The organism is Scytonema sp. NUACC21, assembly GCF_054684315.1.
The window spans coordinates 1-16,376 of record NZ_BAAFZH010000040.1 but is presented as its reverse complement, the minus strand read 5'-3'; the positions used below and the strand labels follow the sequence as shown (position 1 = coordinate 16,376).

Here is a 16,376-nt window from a genome sequence, read left to right as displayed (position 1 = left end):
CGCTATCTTGGGAAAAGATTTGGATGTAAAACGCAGTTTTTTAATAAATACACGTTGTTAATTTTTCTTTCAATAACCTTTGTTCATTCCACTGCCACCTAAAATCACGGATTCAGTAGCATGGCAGCAGGCAGAACTTGGAAACCTCTTGGTTGCAAGCTTTTTCCAGAATTGACTGAATTACCTCAGCTGGTGTGCGACCTACAGCTAATTTGTAGACTGCTTGCGGTAATAGGTTGAGAGATATCTTACCAAGTTGCTCGGGCGTAAAACTTCCAAGTATGGGGGCGAGCTTTAATAACTGATGAGCAATTCCCGATATCCATCCCATGCAGTTTCCCAGCGCTTGTTCGTATTGTTTTGGCGAAAGTTTTTCTTTAAGGAACTGCAACAATAGACCTGTTTTCGCTGCTCCTAGCAATGTTACCGGGTTGGTGTAGGAAATTTCGTAGCTAACTTCCTCTATCAGGTTCTTACCGGGCTTAGCTAGTTTGCGGATGAGAACTTCGACTTCTTGGGCAACTGTTTTAGAAAAATTCCCAGGTTGAGCTGTTTCTGGCGTGTGACTCATGCTAAGATATCTCCAGAATTAGTAAATTAGTAAATTAGTTTGCTTTATTTTTTGAGGAAGTGCTTTTGGGCTAACTTAAGCGCTTCCTCATTTAATGTTCATAATACAATATTTTGGAAATTGCAAGTAAAATTTTTTATTGAATTTTAGTTTCACTATCTGAATTAGAAACTGGCAGAATTTCTTTGAATAAAGGAATTTAGAAAGTGAAAGAATTCGACATACTCACAGACATCATGTCAATTTTTTTTGGTTTTATTAACTTTTATTATGAGTGCTACCATGTTTAATCAGCCCAAGTAAGCCTTCTTGACTCGCTCATCAGTCATCAAATCCGATGCTTTACCTGATAGCGTGATGCAACCCGCTTCCAAAACATAACCGCGATCGGCAATTTGTAAGGCAAGGTTGGCATTTTGTTCAACTAACAAAATAGTCACACCTGTAGCACGTAAATTTTCAATGATGCTAAAAATTTCTCTCACTATAGCTGGTGCCAAACCCAAACTGGGCTCATCTAAAAGCAAAAGTTTAGGTCTACTCATTAAAGCACGGGCTATAGCTAGCATTTGTTGTTCCCCACCACTTAAAGTTCCCGCTAATTGATTGCGCCTTTGGGACAAACGGGGAAACAACTCGAATTGTTGTTGAATATCTGCTTTAATTTCTTCTCGCTCGCTGCGAATATAAGCACCCAATAACAAATTCTCATATACGGTTTGCCGTGCTAATACTCTCCGCCCTTCAGGAGAGTGAGCAATACCCAGTTGCACAACTTCATGAGGTTGACGGCGAGTTATATTTCGACCGTTATAAATAATCTCACCACGATGAGGACTGACTATTTTGGAAATGGCGCGTAAAGTAGTCGTTTTCCCCGCACCATTAGCACCTACAAGGGTCACAACTTCGCCATTATTGATAGATAAATTAATATTTTCTAGAGCTTGAATGCCCCCATAATTAACAAAAAGGTCTTTAATTTCCAAAATCCTCAAATTATCTGGTTTCATCTGCGGTTAAAATATTTATTCATTACCCAAATATGCTTCAATGACGGCTGGGTCATTTCTGACAACAGATGGTTCGCCTAAAGCAATTAATTGACCAAAATCTAAAACAGCAATGCGATCGCACAAACCCATAACCAAGGGAACGTGATGCTCGATTAAAATTATAGTTAAATTAAAACTCTGGCGGAGGTTGCGGATAAATTCGCTTAATTCCTGCTTCTCACTGGGATTCATACCTGCAGCTGGTTCATCCAAAAGTAAAACCTGGGGTTCGAGAGCGAGGGCGCGAGCGATTTCCAAGCGGCGTTGGTCACCATAGGGAAAATTTTTAGCTTTTTCGTCCAGACGTTTGCTTAAACCAACCAGTCCAAGTAAATCTACAGCTCTTTGTTTGCTTTTGAGTTCTTCTTTGGGAGCCGGAGACAGCCCTAAAACTCCTTTAATTATACTGCTGTTAGTATGTAAGTGCCGTGCAATAATAACATTTTCCAATGCAGACAGTTCGCCAAACAAGCGAATATTTTGAAAAGTCCGGGCAATTCCCAAAGCTGCTATTTGATGCGACCGCAATTGAGAAACTTCCTTGCCTTGATAAAGTAACTGACCGCTAGAGGGCGTCACTAAACCCGTAATTAAATTAAACAAAGTGGTTTTACCAGCACCGTTAGGACCGATCAGCCCAAAAATCTCGTGTTTATCGACTTTAAACGACACATTATTGACAGCTACCAGACCGCCAAAACGACGCGTGAGATTTTTAGCCTCTAATATTGGTAAGTCAGATGAATTTTGATGGAAATTTTCTTGAATCATGATCTTTACTTCAAGACTTCATTGCGGCGCTTTCTTCGTTTCTTGAATAAATCTGGAGTGACAAGCCCTTGAGGAAAAAATATTGTACCAATAACTATAAGCAATCCAAAAATAATCAATCTGCCATCTCGTAAAAATTGTGCCAACCATGTAGGTAACCCGCCCGTATCTGCTACTCCTCTCAACACCTCTGGTAAGGCTGTAAATACCATACCTCCCACAACAGAACCTAAAAAAGTTCTAGAACCACCAATTAATACATAAGTCAAATAGTTAATACTAGTATCAAAGGTACCTTGACGTGCATTCCAAGTATTGAGAACATGGGCGCTCATAGCACCAACAACCCCTGCCAGAAGACATCCCAGAGAGAATGCCAACACCTTATAGTATGTTGGATTTATCCCCATCGCACCAGCAGCTAATTCATCTTCCCGGATAGCAATGAAAGCCCTGCCAACTTTGATGCGTTCCAAGCGGTAAATCAATACCATACTCATAATAAGTAATGGTAGTGCAATCCATAAATACTCAATTGGTTGTTGGAAAGGTTGAGGGATACCAAAAATACCTACAGCACCACCCGTGATATCTAAATTTAAGGCTATGACTCGCAGGACTTCCACAAAGGCAATGGTAGCGATTGCTAAATAAATCCCCCGCAACCGCAGCGCTGGTATTCCGACGGCGACACCAAATAAACCAGAAATGACACCTGCAATTAACATTTCCAGTAACAGGAGTGGGATGGGAAATACTCCTGTAGTAGAAAAAACAGTTGTGGAGAGAATAGCGGCGATGTAGCCACCCAAAGCATAAAAACCAGGGCTTGCTAGAGACAACTGTCCAGCCATCAGGGGTAGGTACAGCGACAACCCCAGTAGTGCCCCCAACACCATAGAAACGATAAGAGCTCCGTAAGTCGCGAAGAATTCCACCATAAAGTTTTAATGCTTGTTATTTGCTCCTAAAAAAAGCTCTCATAATTGTCATGGTTACCAATCCAAAACCAAGTGACTGTATCACCCTCAAGAATGCCAATAGCCCGGTAACTACGAGTTATTCTGACAGACCAAATGCTTTCCTCTTGATTAATACACTTAAAGTGTAAAGATGGGTGAAACGGGTTTTGTTTCCACAAGCGATATGCTTTCTTTGCTCTGCTTTTTGTGTCATTATCTAAGGAGCTATAAGCTTCCCAAAAAGAAGGTAAAGTAGCAGAATTCATAACTGGTTGTAGTCCAGTGGCTTCGCTTTTCCTTCAGCAATTTCCTGTTTGGCTTTTCGAGCAGCAGCTACTAGTTGGTGTTGAGTTTTTTGAAATGCCATATCCCATTGCATCTCATCTCGCAAGTCTTCAATGTACTCGCGCAAATGTTCGGCAATTTGGTTTTGTGCAGCTTCAGGCAATGACTCCATCATTTTAATGACAGTAGCGATCGCAGTGGACGACATATCTTAACCTTCCTTGACTAAACTTTCTGAATAAACCGACGCCCAAGTAAACCTTGAGGTCGCACTAAAAGCATAATAAACAAAATGCTGAAGGCAACGGCGTCTTTATAGCCAGAATATTCACCGGGAACAAACGCTTCCACCAGCCCAATCACCAAACCTCCCAACACTGCACCAGGGATGCTACCCAAGCCACCCAAGACAATGACGGACAATCCCCTCAATCCAAAACCAATGCCAAAGTAAGGTCCGGCGATGCTAACGCTGGTAGCGACGAGAGTTCCCGCCACTCCTGCTATAAAACTGCTGATAAAAAATGTCAGGACGATATAGCGATCGCTGTTAATTCCCAATAAACTAGCAGTAGTTGGGTCTTCTGCGATCGCCTGCATTGCCTTACCATACGCTCCAAGGAGAGTTAAGTACGCCAATTATTGATAAAGAACGAGATATTGCAATTACACCACTAGCTTTGCCATTGCTAGCGGGACCGGGTACTCTGACAACAGTGATGCTATTGATGTCAGAATCTCCAAGTCCCCACCTTAGTGTGATTGTGGGTATTGTGGCGGCAATGTTTTCTAGTTGGTTAATTTTGCGTCTATCTAATCAAATCGATAAATGGATTGGTGCAGAAGGAGAAGTGATTATCGCTCAGCTTTTAGGTTTTTTGTTAGCGGCGCTAGCGATAGAAATTGGCAGTGCGGGAATTAAAGAGTTGTTTTTAACTTGACTTGGAGCAATCAAAAAAATCAGATCCCCCCAAAGCCTACCTTTAACGGTGTCTGGAGGGATCGTCTTTGAACTTTTTCATCTAAAAGCTTCCGGGAGTGCAGAAACCTTGCGACTTTAGTCCAAGGAGGAAGCACGGCTCGTCCACTTTCACAATAAGCACATTGTCTATCCCATTTTTCAAGTAAATACTCACGAGTCTCGTAACCGTAAAGTGTACCCTGCTGGTACTCCTTACCCTCAATGTTGGGGTTTCTGATTAATTGGAGATCGAAACGCACTAATTCTTGAGATACAGCCTCAATTGGTGCAAATTTCCGCAATCTTTCAACCCAAGTTTTGATATTGTCAACACGACTTTTAAGACAAGGTGGTAGCCATCCCTGTGGTCGTGTTCTATTATTAAATCTGGGTTGGCGATATCTAGTTTTACGATTTCTTCTACTTCTTCTTAATAGTCTTCTTGAAGTAAGAGAGTCGCGTATTGCAAAGCCTCTATGTTTAATTTCAGCAGCAAATACAACTTCACCTGTTGTATCGTTCAATAGTACAATACCCGTTACGACTGCGCCTGGGTCGGTTTTTAGTCTTAGGGGTTGAACAGGTATATCAGGTTTCGCTTCCTTAAGCATTAAAGTAAATGGAAATTTGCGGAATATTGCTGCTTTTTTATTTCTCAATAATTGCCTTGCTTGCGCTGGATGAATTGGATCTAGTGGTCTTTTGTTTGAATCAATTACAAATACTTTGCTCATCAGAGCCTCCTTACGGGTAAAGTTAGCTATGCCTCCTTCGTCGGCACGCTTCGCGAACGACAAAGTTAACAGTCGGTACTTTCCGCTCCAACACTGACTTTAAACCTTTACGTCTGGTTAATTGCTTGGTTCTAGGGTCACAGGGACTAGCTTCGCATCCCGGAGTAGGAACTTTAACGCTTGCTGTTAACGTAGTGTTCTTTACACTTAGTCTGGTAAGCTAGGCTTTAACTAGTACTAGATCTAGCTAAAGCCTCCGAATTTAATTCGGAGGTTGCTTACGACAACGAACTAAAACGTCTGCCCTGCATAAATTGAGCGTACTTCACCATTACGACGAATGATAGCTTCTCCGTTGGCAACTTCCACCAGTGTCCAACCACTGTTACCTATAGCTTCACCCACTTCAATTTGTTGAGTAACACCGTGAATTTTGAATAAAGCGGCAGATTTTTTCCCTAACTCCATCAAACCTTCTAAGGTGTGAGCGGGGGCGGGTGCAGCAGGGCTTGGCGCAGAAACCGCAGCTACTATTTCTTGTGTTTGTGCTGCCCCAGCAGGTGCGGGTGATGTGGCTGTTGGTAGTTTTGGTGGTGCAATTTTTGCAGAAGTCACAGACAGTATTGGCAGAGGCTTGGATGCTTGCTGCACGGTAACTGGCTTGGTTTGTACTGCTATGGGCTTAATGTCATTGCGTACAGCAGCATCATGACGTACAGCAGCAAGAGCAGTGACAGTCATGGGTTTGGTAGTTGAGCGTGGCTTGTTCAGAGCTATTTTCTCAGGTGCTGGCTTGGAGGGACGCGCCAAATGCTTCTGAGGGTAACTAGCAACTGGTGGCAAGGATCTGAAATTGGCAAGCATGGGAGGGGGCGCGTAACGCATGGGCTGCGGCGCTTGGTATACCGGGATGTAGATTCGCTCAACAATGGTTGTTGACCTGTTGGCGGTAGGTGGTACGTTATTAGCCGCAACAGGTGTTGGCAAAGTGCCTGCGGATGAATAAGCAACAGGTGTTTGATTCGCTCCGACAGCAGCAACTGTCACTGGTTTGGCAGATCTGAGTTTGTTTCTTGCCTCCTGCCTATCAATCACTGACAGTGCTCCCAGCATGTAGTTAACCAAATCTTGCTCAATTTGTACCTTTGTAGGGATTTGTGACTGAACTGGTTGTTGCAGCAGGCTTTGCTGAAATGATTTGGAAACCAAACGATTGACTAAACCAGAGTTTAATACCCAAACGATACTCGCGATCGCTATACCTAAGCCTGCTCCCATCCAAAGCGTGATTTTGAGGGGGCGGCTTGATTTTTGTTTGCTTGGTTTGCTAACTGCTTTGCTTGTAGCCGGAGTGCCCAAAACTACCGTGCTTAGTGGGTTAGTCCTCACTTTAGCAGTTGCTTGGACGGTTTGGATTTGTGTCTCTGGTAAGACAATTTGCGGGACTGTAATTGTTTGCAAGTGATAGCTGTGTCCTTGCTGTACAGTTCCGGTAGGTAACTTATCGTTACTATCCAAAATCTGGTCGATATCAGCAAAGATTTCATCCATCAAGCCATCAGCATAGGTCTCTATTGACCAAGGTTGTTCGCTGACTATTAAGTCCTCGGATGCTTCTGGAAGTATGAGATAAGTACTGGCTTTTTCTGACATGGCTATTTTAAGTTGTGGTTTTTGGAACTATTGTTCCCGCGTCCCACTGCCTGCGAATAAGGAGCTTTGGATGGGTTATCCCATTTTTCGTCCAATTCAGACAAGTTGATTGATATATGTTATTTAATTCAACTTTAATCTGGGATTGTTGATGGTGCCTATTAAATCATGTCACTTATCATACTAGCCTCCATAATTTCACCAAAGTTTTCAGAAAATTCTGAAAAATGAAGGATGAAGCATGAAAAAAATGGCGCACCCAGGCAAAAGCCCCAGTATTTATTTCTCAGATTCTACTTCACACTTCATCCCTTGGATGTTCCTATTACTATAGTGCCCTGAGTTGAGTTGGTTCTACGCTAGTGCGGGAAAATTACTTTGGTTTTTATTTTTACGCACTTCTAAGTATATGAGCAGAGCATTGACATCAGCAGGATTGACACCTCCAATGCGTGCAGCTTGACCGATAGTTAAGGGTTTTACCTTATTCAGTTTTTCTCGCGCTTCTTTGGATAAAGTATCAATTGTTGCATAATCCAAATCCGCAGGTAACTGACGGTGTGCCTGACGGGCAATTTGGTCAATCTGAGTTTGCTGCCTGTGCAGATAGCCAGAATACTTGATATCGATTTCTACGCCTTCTTGTTCGGCGCGGTCTAGATTGGGGTTTGTCAATCCGTATCTGTTAAGGTCTAGGTAATGGAAACCCGGACGCCGCAGCAAGTCCGCTAGAGTTATTGAACCTTTGATTGCTTGCTGGGTTTCTTGTGCGATCGCCCGCCCGATATCATCGTGTTCTTTTATCCTTGTGGCATACAGCCGTTCTTTTTCTGCTGCTATATTTGCCTGCTTGCGAGTAAACAATTCCCAACGGCGGTCGTCAATCAAGCCAATTTCCCGTCCCAACGGGGTCAAACGCTGGTCGGCATTATCAGAGCGCAGTACCAATCTATACTCAGACCGACTGGTTAGCATCCGGTAAGGTTCCCGTAAATCCTTAGTACACAGGTCATCTACTAAAGTCCCGATGTAACTTTGTTCGCGAGGAAAAACAATCATTTCTTGACCGCGAGCAAAACGAGCAGCATTAATTCCAGCAACTATACCCTGGGCTGCTGCTTCTTCATAACCTGTGGTTCCATTAACCTGTCCGGCACAGAACAGCCCTTCCACCTTCTTTGTCATCAGTGTAGGATAGCACTGGGTAGCTGGTAAATAATCGTACTCTACCGCATATGCCGGACGAAGCATGATACAGTTTTCCAAACCGGGAAGGCTGCGTAGCATTTGCAGTTGCAAATTTTCCGGTAACCCTGTGGAAAACCCTTGGATGTAAAGTTCGGGGGTTACAACGGTCTCAGCCAAGAACAAAGAAAAATTCAATCAACTTAAATTACGGAGTGAACTAATGTTAAACAACGAACAAACACCCAATAAACCTTTATCAGGATATAACGGTCTCAAGAAAGGTAACGGAGCCATTTCAACAAATGGGCAATTGATGAGCAATGGTCAAATAAAGTTCGACCCATTTCCATACAATTCCATTAATGATAGGGAATTTCAATTCTTGGGTATGGAAAATGTATCCATACCTAGTTCACTGGAATTTGTACCCTATCAGCCAGAAGTTAGAAAAGGTGTTCAAATCCACACAATTTTTAGTTTGGTAGACCAAGATCCGCAAGGTCCCGATGCCGCAATTCTTAAATATGACCCAGGAGCATTTGTAGCTTTACACGAGCACATAGGGTATGAAATGGTTCTAGTATTAACTGGGGACTATATTGAGAATGGTGTTACTTACTTACCTGGTTCGTTAATACTTCGCTCACCAGGTACCTTTCATACAATGGCTTCCATCAATGGCTGCACCATTTTGGCTACGCGTTATATCAAAGTCAAGCAGCGCCCTGATTTGTGGAACGAGTTTGCTGCAGGCAACGAAGATGTAAAGCCCGTTGAAGAATAATCGCAATCTTCACCAATCAAGTCCAATGATTTCCTATTAAGTCAGTGGCAAGAATCATGAAATATGAAATAGCTATTTTGTGGGACAAACATCTTATGAAATAGCTATCTTGTGGTCCGGGAGTCCTCGCCCGTTCTATGTTATTAGTTGCTTTTTTAACAAAATTATCTAGAAACAATTATGCATTCTTACGTACCTTTAACTCCAACCACTTTCCTAGAACGTAGTGGTCGCGCCTTTCCCAACGGAACTGCGATCGCAAGCTCTAACAAAATAGTAACTTACGCCGAACTATTACACCGCTCTCGTTGTTTAGCACAAACGCTGAAGCGATTTCAGGTAGAATATGGAGATCGGGTTGCTCTTCTAACACACAACAACCAACAGGCAATCGAAGCCTACTTCAGCATTCCAGCTATTGGTGCGGTAATCGTCGCGCTCAATCCGTGGCTCGCAGCACAAGATATTTTATCCCTGCTAAACTATTGCTCGGCTAAGGTTTTGATTGTGGATGCCTCTTTAATTGAAAAAATTCTCCTTAAGCCTCAGATTACCTTTTGCCACTTGCAACAAATTATTGTTATAAATGATACTGCTAATCCAATATCTACTAAAGCCCTCGACTACGAAACCTGTTTAGCAGGGGAAAACGGAGATTTTCAACTAGATCGAACTATTGTCAGCGAACTTGACCCCATCGCCATTAACTTTACTTCCGGTACCACTGGTAGTCCAAAAGGGGTAATATGCAACCATCGAGGCGCTTACTTAAATGCACTGGGACAGGCGCTGATGATTGGACTCAGCCGAGCCTCAAAATATTTGTGGTTACTTCCCATGTTCCATGTGAATGGGTGGGGACACATTTGGGCGAATGTCGCTGTGGGAGCTACCCAAGTTATTCTCCCCAACCACCAAATTCAAAAGGGTTCTACGGATTTGCTCCAGGCGCTTTCCCAACATCAAATTACTCACCTATGTGGTGCTCCCCGCCTTGTGCGATCGCTAGCATTAACTCCAGGGGACAAGAAAGCTTTTCGAGGGCTGACAATTACCACAGGAGGAGCTGCTCCTGCTCCGACTCTAATTCAGCAATTAGATGAGATGGGGGTTAATTTCATCCACCAATATGGATTAAATGAAACCTATGGTCCCTACGTCGTCTGTGAAGAGCAAAAAGAATGGCAGGCATTATCTCCCGAAAGTCGTGCTCTCAAACGTTCTCGTCAAGGTGTAGCAACTATTCACGCTGGAACAGGATTGCGAGTAGTTGATGCCTCAAGACAAGACGTTCCTTGGGATGGTCGTACCCTAGGAGAAGCGATCGTAGCAGGTAATACGGTAGCAACAGGCTACTACAACAATCCAGAAGCTACCGAAAAAGCCTTTCGAGATGGGTGGTTCCATACTGGAGACATGGCAATTATTCATCCAGATGGCTATTTGGAAATTCGAGACCGCTTAAAGGACTTAATTTACGTAGAAACCGACTACGGTTGGGAAAACATTTCCTCCGTTGAGATTGAAAATGTGCTATGCAAACACGAACAGGTGCGAGATGCTGCTGTTATCGGCATTGCACCTGAAAACTTAGGAAAAAATCGTACCCTGCTGGTAGCTTTTGTTGAAACAAAGGGCTCCCAAGAGCTTACTGGAAAAGAACTGCGCTCTTTTTGTAAGTCTCAACTTAGTCTTTACAAACAACCCGAAATGTTTTTCTTCGCCGACTTACCCAAAACAGCAACAGGTAAAGTTCGCAAGGACTTGTTAGTAGAAGAGGCACACAAGCACCTCAAACAGAAAGTTTAAATCAAACAAGAAACCTCGTCCATTCTTTAAGCACGGGCGAGGCAAATCATAATATTCCAATGCTAATAACAGCTAGTAATTTGAGGTAAAATCTACATGGCTCAGCAATCGAACAGCAATGCTATTAGTTCTAAAAAAACAGCATCTCAGATAAATTTTTTCCAAAAGCTGAAGGGAGATAATACTAAATTACCTCCCAAGCATTCAGTTAGAGCAATCATACTTGCTTGGTTAGGAGGATTTTTGGTGATCGCTGCGGTTGCGCTTCTCTCAAACACATTTTCCGTAGCACTTGTACTAGGGTCTTTTGGAGCATCCTGCGTTTTGGTTTTTGGGTTTCCAGATGTGCCCTTTTCACAACCACGAAATATACTCGGGGGTCATTTTTTCAGTTCTTTTATTGGTTTGTTGTGTCTAATCCTCTTTGGAGCAACTTGGTGGTCAGTTGCTATAGCCGTTGGTACAGCCATTTCTGTGATGATGTTTACCCGAACAACTCATCCACCTGCAGGCTCCAATCCAGTTATTATTTACCTGACAAAACCAGCATGGAGTTTTCTACTGTTTCCCACTGTTTTTGGAGCAATAATTTTAATCTTCGTTGCCCTTCTCTATAATAATTTCACCCGTGAAAGCAAATATCCAAAATATTGGTGAAATCGCAAAGTCTAAAGATGTTCTTACTCCCTTATCGGTGTAAATTACCGCTCTTCTTTTCCTATTTCTTCTCCTGGCGGAGACGCTAAGCGCAAAGCGCACGCAAGTCAGCTTTCGCGTATGGATGCACTCAAGAAATTTCCCGATTGAGGGTCGGCTAAGGAGTTTATTTTTTATTTCTAAACACCCTCTAAGGATTTCAAGTATGCTAAAATTCCGTAACATAGTTCTACTTATTTCTGTCCACTTGCTTACTAAGGGTTTTAAGTAAATTTATGTTGCTTAATTCGCATTTTGTTTATTCTCGGCGGTTTATTTAGTGACTTTAGCTACAACAACTTCCAAAATCTAAGGAACCACAATCAGCAGCGCTGCAATCTAAGGAGCCACAATCAACTATTCCACAGTCGCTAGTTGCTAACTCTCCCAGCCCACTGGCACAATCGCAACTTCCCTCACAGCCTTCATAGTTGCTACTGCTGCAATCCCATTGACGATCGCGATTTCTAGAGCAAAAGGAGGTACGACGCTTTTTGTTGGGCGTTTCTTCTGTTGAGTCTGAGTTTTGAGTGTGTGACAGCAAAATTTGATTGGCTTTGGAGCACGCTTGAAATCGCGATCGCGATTTGACGATGGCAGCCCTCAATCCTTCAGTAGCGATCGCTTGCTTAATATACTGAGAGCAAGACTCTCGACCGTAGAGAATGCGATAAGCGCAACTAAAGCCTTTGCGGGGAGAAATATGTTTTTGATATCCAGTAATTGCCGCAACACTGATTTGTCTGGAGAGAGAATGAAACACGGAAATCTGCATAGATTGAGGCACGGGGCATAAGAGTTTCTTATTAACTATTCCCAATTCCCGATGTCCAATTTCCAATTCCTAATTTGGAGAAATATTAAGGAATGTTGCATTTGTGTCAATTCTTGACGGGAGAGCGCAAAATCATCCAAAAGACCGTGATACGATGCTTTCGGGCCTTGAACAGTATAGACGTGACCTCGACTCAGCTTTTGGAGCAATTAAAGAACTTGCCAGAACTCTTGAGGCTTTTGAAAGTCGTCGCCGAAAGCGTTCCTAGTACGAATTCACTATTTCAGAAGTGGGTGGACGTAATGGAGAACCTGAGTTCACTGGCTTCCAACAATCTGTCTCTAACACGGCGCATGGAGAGTCACTTCACGTATACGGAAGCTTATGTGAACCAATATCACTCAAGGCAGATGCAACTGCTTTCTAGAACAGTTCTTTTCACAACCACTAGAAATTAAGACTTTTCGCCAGCTATTCTACGAAATGGCTCAACGTCAAGTACGCCGCTCCTGATCGCGAGAAATTACTTCCTTCTCGGTTTAATATTACCTATTTTAACGTAGACGCGCGGGGGCTTGCCGCAGGCTACTGCAAAGACGCACAAGACACGAAGTGGCACACCCGTTGGGTAGCAATACGGTTCGGTTAAGGGTAAAAACCAGATAAACTAGCCTCTTGATCGCTGCTAAAGCCTAAATTCCATTCCTCACCATTTTCGTCCTGATGAAGTTACAGGGAGATGGAAAGATCAGAGGACTCTGTGCCATCGGCTACAAGATAAATTAAAATAGGCTTAAGGCGGGAGATATCCCTAAAATGTGGCGTTATAAGTACTTTTTCAGTATAATACGTGATTATCCAAACAAATCCTGACAGCCATTAGCGTATAAATTCTGTAGGAATAAGCCAGTGACAAAAACAGTTTTAGTTCTAGCAGCTAATCCTAAAGACACATCACGACTCCGCTTAGATAAAGAGATTCGCGAAATCGAAAATGGCTTACAGCGAGCGCAGAAGCGAGATGAATTTATTCTTAGGCAGGTATTAGCGGCACGTCCTGTGGATGTTCGTAGAGCAGTGTTAGATTTCAAACCCAACATTATTCATTTTTGTGGACATGGAGAGGGTGAGCAAGGTATAGCTTTTGAGAATGAAACAGGGGAGACAAAGTTAGTAAGTACAGAAGCTTTGGTAGGATTTTTTAATTTATTTTCTGATACAGTAGAATGCGTTGTTCTGAATGCGTGTTATTCTGAGTTCCAAGCTGAGGCTATCGCACAACACATTAACTATGTTGTTGGAATGAAGCAAGGTATTGGAGATACAGCCGCAATTGAATTTGCTGTTTCTTTTTATGATGCTTTAGGAGTTGGAGGATCTATTGAATTTGCCTATAAGTTTGGTTGTAACGCTATCCAATGGGCAAGCTTACCTGAATATATTACTCCTGTTTTGAAACGTAGGGCTTCTTCGACCCAGAAGTCAGAGTCTTCTAAAGAAGTGTTTCCAGAGAAAAGAGATATAACGGGTCAATGGCTAGATCCTGCAGATAACGACACTGTCTACTTTAAGCAAGTGGGTAGTAAAGTCATCGGCTTTTATGACTTTGGGCAAAAACGAAAGATAGGTGTATATATAGGTTATTTGAAGGGAAGGACTTTTGAGTATAAGTGGAGATGGCTAGATCGCAACTTGAATGGATATGGTCGCCTAACTTTATCGGATGATGGAAATAAGCTTTCAGGTTCTTGGTGGTATGGCAAAAAGGAAGTTGATGTTGAGCACGTTGGCTATCAATATATTTCCAATGAAATGCCTTTATGGCTTAATAAAGTTGACTTTAAAGAGGGAGAGAATGACTTCTGAGCTTTTGATTTATTGCTCTCACAAGTAAAAGTCTGGCTAACAATTGAACATACCAACTTTTAACCGAATGTTGGTAAAAATGAATACATTTGGCATAATAGCGGTAACGCTAACCCTTGTTCCGTCGAGTTTCGTCGTATGTCTGCACTGCATACCTTATCCGACACCCAATTATCAAAAGTTGGTAAAACGGAAAAAAGTGAGCCCACTGTCTCCAGGCGTAAGTCTCTGAATCAACGCAAATATGAGGATGTGCGATAACTTGTATTCTGAACCGTCAGGTTTTTACGATTGCCACTCCAAAATTTCTTTGATAGTTGGTAAGGTACCAGCAATGTTATTAGCTATATACTTAAAAACTAGATTAATAGTATAATTACATACATTTTACTGAGCAAACCATCGTCGAATCAGCTCCACTTGGAAACGATAGCCGTCATCAAGTTTTTCTATCAATTCTCGTTGTAGAAGTAGTTTCAGAGCGCTATTTACATTATTAGGGAACTGTTGCGACAAAGTTCTAGTGCTGAGTGTTACCCCTTCCCCTTGATCTGCCAGAAAGCGTAGAATAGATAACCCAAGGGAGTCTACTTGGTTTTTCTGAATGTCTGCAAAAAACAAGCTACCACTATTTAAAGCTTTTGGTATTGCTGCTTCCACATCGCTCAACCTTGCAAATCGGCGAATTGAAGGATCTTGCTCGTTTTTAAGAATAACAATTTCGTTACATAGTAACTGTACTAGGTACGGGTGACAACGGGTCAATTGTAGTACACGTTCAACAGCATCAGGTTTATAGCGCAAAGCAAAATCTTTGATAGGGCGCTCAATGAGCTGACAGGTTTCCTCTTGCTTAAAGTAGCTAATATGGACTACTTGTACGTTAATCAGGTAGCTAGCCCAGCGCTGATACTCTTCTAGTGTATGGGAACCAGACAACAACACTTTGAACTGGGGATGATGTTGTATGATGTGACGTAGCATTCCCAAAACATCTTGCTCGTCAAAGCGTCCTTTGGTTATGGCGCTATCTAGTGCCTCGAACTCGTCTAGCATCAGCAACGCAATATTTTTTTCTAGTACTTGTTCTACTTCTTCAGAGAGCCATTCGTTAAAGCAGGTAAAGGGATCATCTTTAAGTGCTTCACGAGTCAGGGGTGATAGGATAATGCCTTGCTTCTTAGCAGACTTAACCATCTCTTTAGCTAGATTGTAAAGAAAACCAGCAAAATCTTTAGCTAATGATGGTGCTCCTTGCAAGTCTATAAACATAGGAATGATGTTATTTGGAAGTAGACGTTCCAAATTGTTAAGCAATGAAGTTTTCCCCATACGCCTTTGACCGTAAAGTAATAAAGGAGAACGGCGTTGATCTAGCAGTAATTGCTCAATGCGTAAGCCAATGTTAGTACGTCCAATAAAGATTTCTCGTTGTGTGTCGTTAAGAGGTATACCAATTATGTAAGGATTATCAATTTCTTGGCGAATTTCTACAGTTTCAGCTAATTCGCTCAAATAATTATTTAGTACTTCACGCCAATGTTGACCGATAACGTAGAACCGAGCAGCATATTTGTTAGTACTGCGAGCCAAGGTGTGTAACTGTGCATCTAAACGCTGTATAACACCCTCAAGAGATTGACGCTGATAGTAAGCACTTTCTTGATTTAGTGCTGCTTCTACATTTTCACTAATATTAAAAAAAATTCTTAGCAGAGGTCTGGTTGGACTTTGTAACTCGTCAATTGCCAGTCTACGGTGAAAATTACGAATAGCCTCCGCATTTATACAGCTTTCTAACTCACGTATATCTTGTATAACCAGTTGTTCATCTCGATACGATGATACAAATGGTAACCTCCATTGACTAATGGTAACGAATAAGGCAGCAATAGTTACAGCTGCAAGAAAAAGCAACAGTTCAAATCCTAGTGAAACCTTTAACAGTGCTGCCCCTAATACAATGATTGCTACCAAATAACTTACTAAATTGCTTACAATTAAAAGTTGCCTTCTGCGATCGCGTTCTAGTTTCTCCCTATCCCGTTGACTTGCGCTAGCTTGAATAAAGTCTCGCTCCCACAGCGTCATTTCATCTGAGCGTTTGTACAACCAATCTTCTGCTACACTTAACGGCACACCTCGCAACAACGCCCCAGAATCATAGTCGTTATTTTTCCACTCAAGCATTGCTACTTTTAACCGTTCCTGCCAAACGCGAAACTGACGATTAGCATTCATCCACTCGCGCAGAGTTATCCATTCC

General features: G+C 42.3%; 14 protein-coding genes and 4 pseudogenes. 6 read left to right on the top strand and 12 right to left on the bottom strand.

The features are described from left to right. Window positions 1–112: 112 nt before the first annotated feature. From ACYRY3_RS04325 to ACYRY3_RS04295, 7 genes and pseudogenes are all read right to left on the bottom strand, one after another. Complete coding sequence (locus ACYRY3_RS04325; RefSeq protein ID WP_460200511.1) at window positions 113–571, bottom strand: hypothetical protein; 459 nt, start codon at window positions 569–571, stop codon at window positions 113–115. A 290-nt stretch (window positions 572–861) separates the two neighbouring features. After that, on the bottom strand, window positions 862–1,584 hold the full coding sequence (locus tag ACYRY3_RS04320; RefSeq protein WP_460200510.1) for an ABC transporter ATP-binding protein: 723 nt from the start codon (window positions 1,582–1,584) through the stop codon (window positions 862–864). 15 nt (window positions 1,585–1,599) lie between these two features. Further along, window positions 1,600–2,397, bottom strand: a complete 798-nt coding sequence (locus ACYRY3_RS04315; RefSeq protein ID WP_460200509.1) for an ABC transporter ATP-binding protein — start codon at window positions 2,395–2,397, stop codon at window positions 1,600–1,602. A gap of 5 nt (window positions 2,398–2,402) precedes the next feature. Beyond that, window positions 2,403–3,338 carry a branched-chain amino acid ABC transporter permease gene (locus ACYRY3_RS04310; RefSeq protein ID WP_460200508.1) on the bottom strand — a complete coding sequence of 312 codons (936 nt, stop codon included), beginning with the start codon at window positions 3,336–3,338 and terminating at the stop codon, window positions 2,403–2,405. A gap of 26 nt (window positions 3,339–3,364) precedes the next feature. After that, a complete protein-coding gene (locus ACYRY3_RS04305; RefSeq protein WP_460200507.1) occupies window positions 3,365–3,625 on the bottom strand; it encodes a ParE family toxin-like protein in 261 nt (86 codons plus the stop codon). After that, window positions 3,622–3,852 carry a hypothetical protein gene (locus tag ACYRY3_RS04300; RefSeq protein ID WP_460200506.1) on the bottom strand — a complete coding sequence of 77 codons (231 nt, stop codon included), beginning with the start codon at window positions 3,850–3,852 and terminating at the stop codon, window positions 3,622–3,624. The genes ACYRY3_RS04305 and ACYRY3_RS04300 overlap by 4 nt, the downstream gene beginning before the upstream one ends. Before the next feature lie 17 nt (window positions 3,853–3,869). Continuing rightward, a pseudogene (locus ACYRY3_RS04295) lies at window positions 3,870–4,259 on the bottom strand (branched-chain amino acid ABC transporter permease); the annotation flags it as partial. Between ACYRY3_RS04295 and ACYRY3_RS04290 the strand changes: the two are divergent. Further along, window positions 4,259–4,585: pseudogene (locus tag ACYRY3_RS04290) on the top strand (MarC family protein); the annotation flags it as partial. The pseudogenes ACYRY3_RS04295 and ACYRY3_RS04290 sit on opposite strands and share 1 nt — an antisense overlap. Before the next feature lie 151 nt (window positions 4,586–4,736). Here the strand turns inward: ACYRY3_RS04290 and iscB are convergent. The 3 genes and pseudogenes from iscB to ACYRY3_RS04275 form a co-directional block, all read right to left on the bottom strand. Further along, a pseudogene (iscB, locus tag ACYRY3_RS04285) lies at window positions 4,737–5,339 on the bottom strand (RNA-guided endonuclease IscB); the annotation flags it as partial. A gap of 291 nt (window positions 5,340–5,630) precedes the next feature. Continuing rightward, window positions 5,631–6,992 (bottom strand): hypothetical protein, encoded by a 1,362-nt coding sequence (locus ACYRY3_RS04280; RefSeq protein ID WP_460200505.1) that lies wholly within the window; start codon window positions 6,990–6,992, stop codon window positions 5,631–5,633. A gap of 354 nt (window positions 6,993–7,346) precedes the next feature. Continuing rightward, window positions 7,347–8,339: pseudogene (locus tag ACYRY3_RS04275) on the bottom strand (FAD-dependent oxidoreductase); the annotation flags it as partial. Between the two features lie 61 nt (window positions 8,340–8,400). Here ACYRY3_RS04275 and ACYRY3_RS04270 point away from each other — a divergent pair. From ACYRY3_RS04270 to ACYRY3_RS04260, 3 genes are all read left to right on the top strand, one after another. Then, complete coding sequence (locus ACYRY3_RS04270) at window positions 8,401–8,964, top strand: cupin domain-containing protein (protein WP_460200504.1); 564 nt, start codon at window positions 8,401–8,403, stop codon at window positions 8,962–8,964. A gap of 180 nt (window positions 8,965–9,144) precedes the next feature. Beyond that, complete coding sequence (locus ACYRY3_RS04265) at window positions 9,145–10,773, top strand: AMP-binding protein (RefSeq protein ID WP_460200503.1); 1,629 nt, start codon at window positions 9,145–9,147, stop codon at window positions 10,771–10,773. A gap of 96 nt (window positions 10,774–10,869) precedes the next feature. Continuing rightward, window positions 10,870–11,430 carry an HPP family protein gene (locus ACYRY3_RS04260; RefSeq protein WP_460200502.1) on the top strand — a complete coding sequence of 187 codons (561 nt, stop codon included), beginning with the start codon at window positions 10,870–10,872 and terminating at the stop codon, window positions 11,428–11,430. 325 nt (window positions 11,431–11,755) lie between these two features. Here ACYRY3_RS04260 and yidD read toward each other — a convergent pair whose 3' ends face one another. Further along, window positions 11,756–12,310 (bottom strand): membrane protein insertion efficiency factor YidD, encoded by a 555-nt coding sequence (gene yidD / locus ACYRY3_RS04255; protein ID WP_460200501.1) that lies wholly within the window; start codon window positions 12,308–12,310, stop codon window positions 11,756–11,758. Window positions 12,311–12,347: 37 nt separating this feature from the next. Between yidD and ACYRY3_RS04250 the strand changes: the two genes are divergently transcribed. Both ACYRY3_RS04250 and ACYRY3_RS04245 read left to right on the top strand, forming a co-directional pair. Beyond that, a complete protein-coding gene (locus tag ACYRY3_RS04250) occupies window positions 12,348–12,512 on the top strand; it encodes a hypothetical protein (protein WP_460200500.1) in 165 nt (54 codons plus the stop codon). Between the two features lie 641 nt (window positions 12,513–13,153). After that, entirely contained in the window at window positions 13,154–14,110 is a 957-nt protein-coding gene (locus ACYRY3_RS04245; protein WP_460200499.1) for a CHAT domain-containing protein, read from the top strand. 387 nt (window positions 14,111–14,497) lie between these two features. On the opposite strand, the gene ACYRY3_RS04240 is transcribed toward ACYRY3_RS04245, so the two are convergent. Next, window positions 14,498–16,376 (bottom strand): AAA family ATPase (locus ACYRY3_RS04240; RefSeq protein ID WP_460200498.1); only part of this gene is annotated, 1,879 nt, incomplete at its 5' end.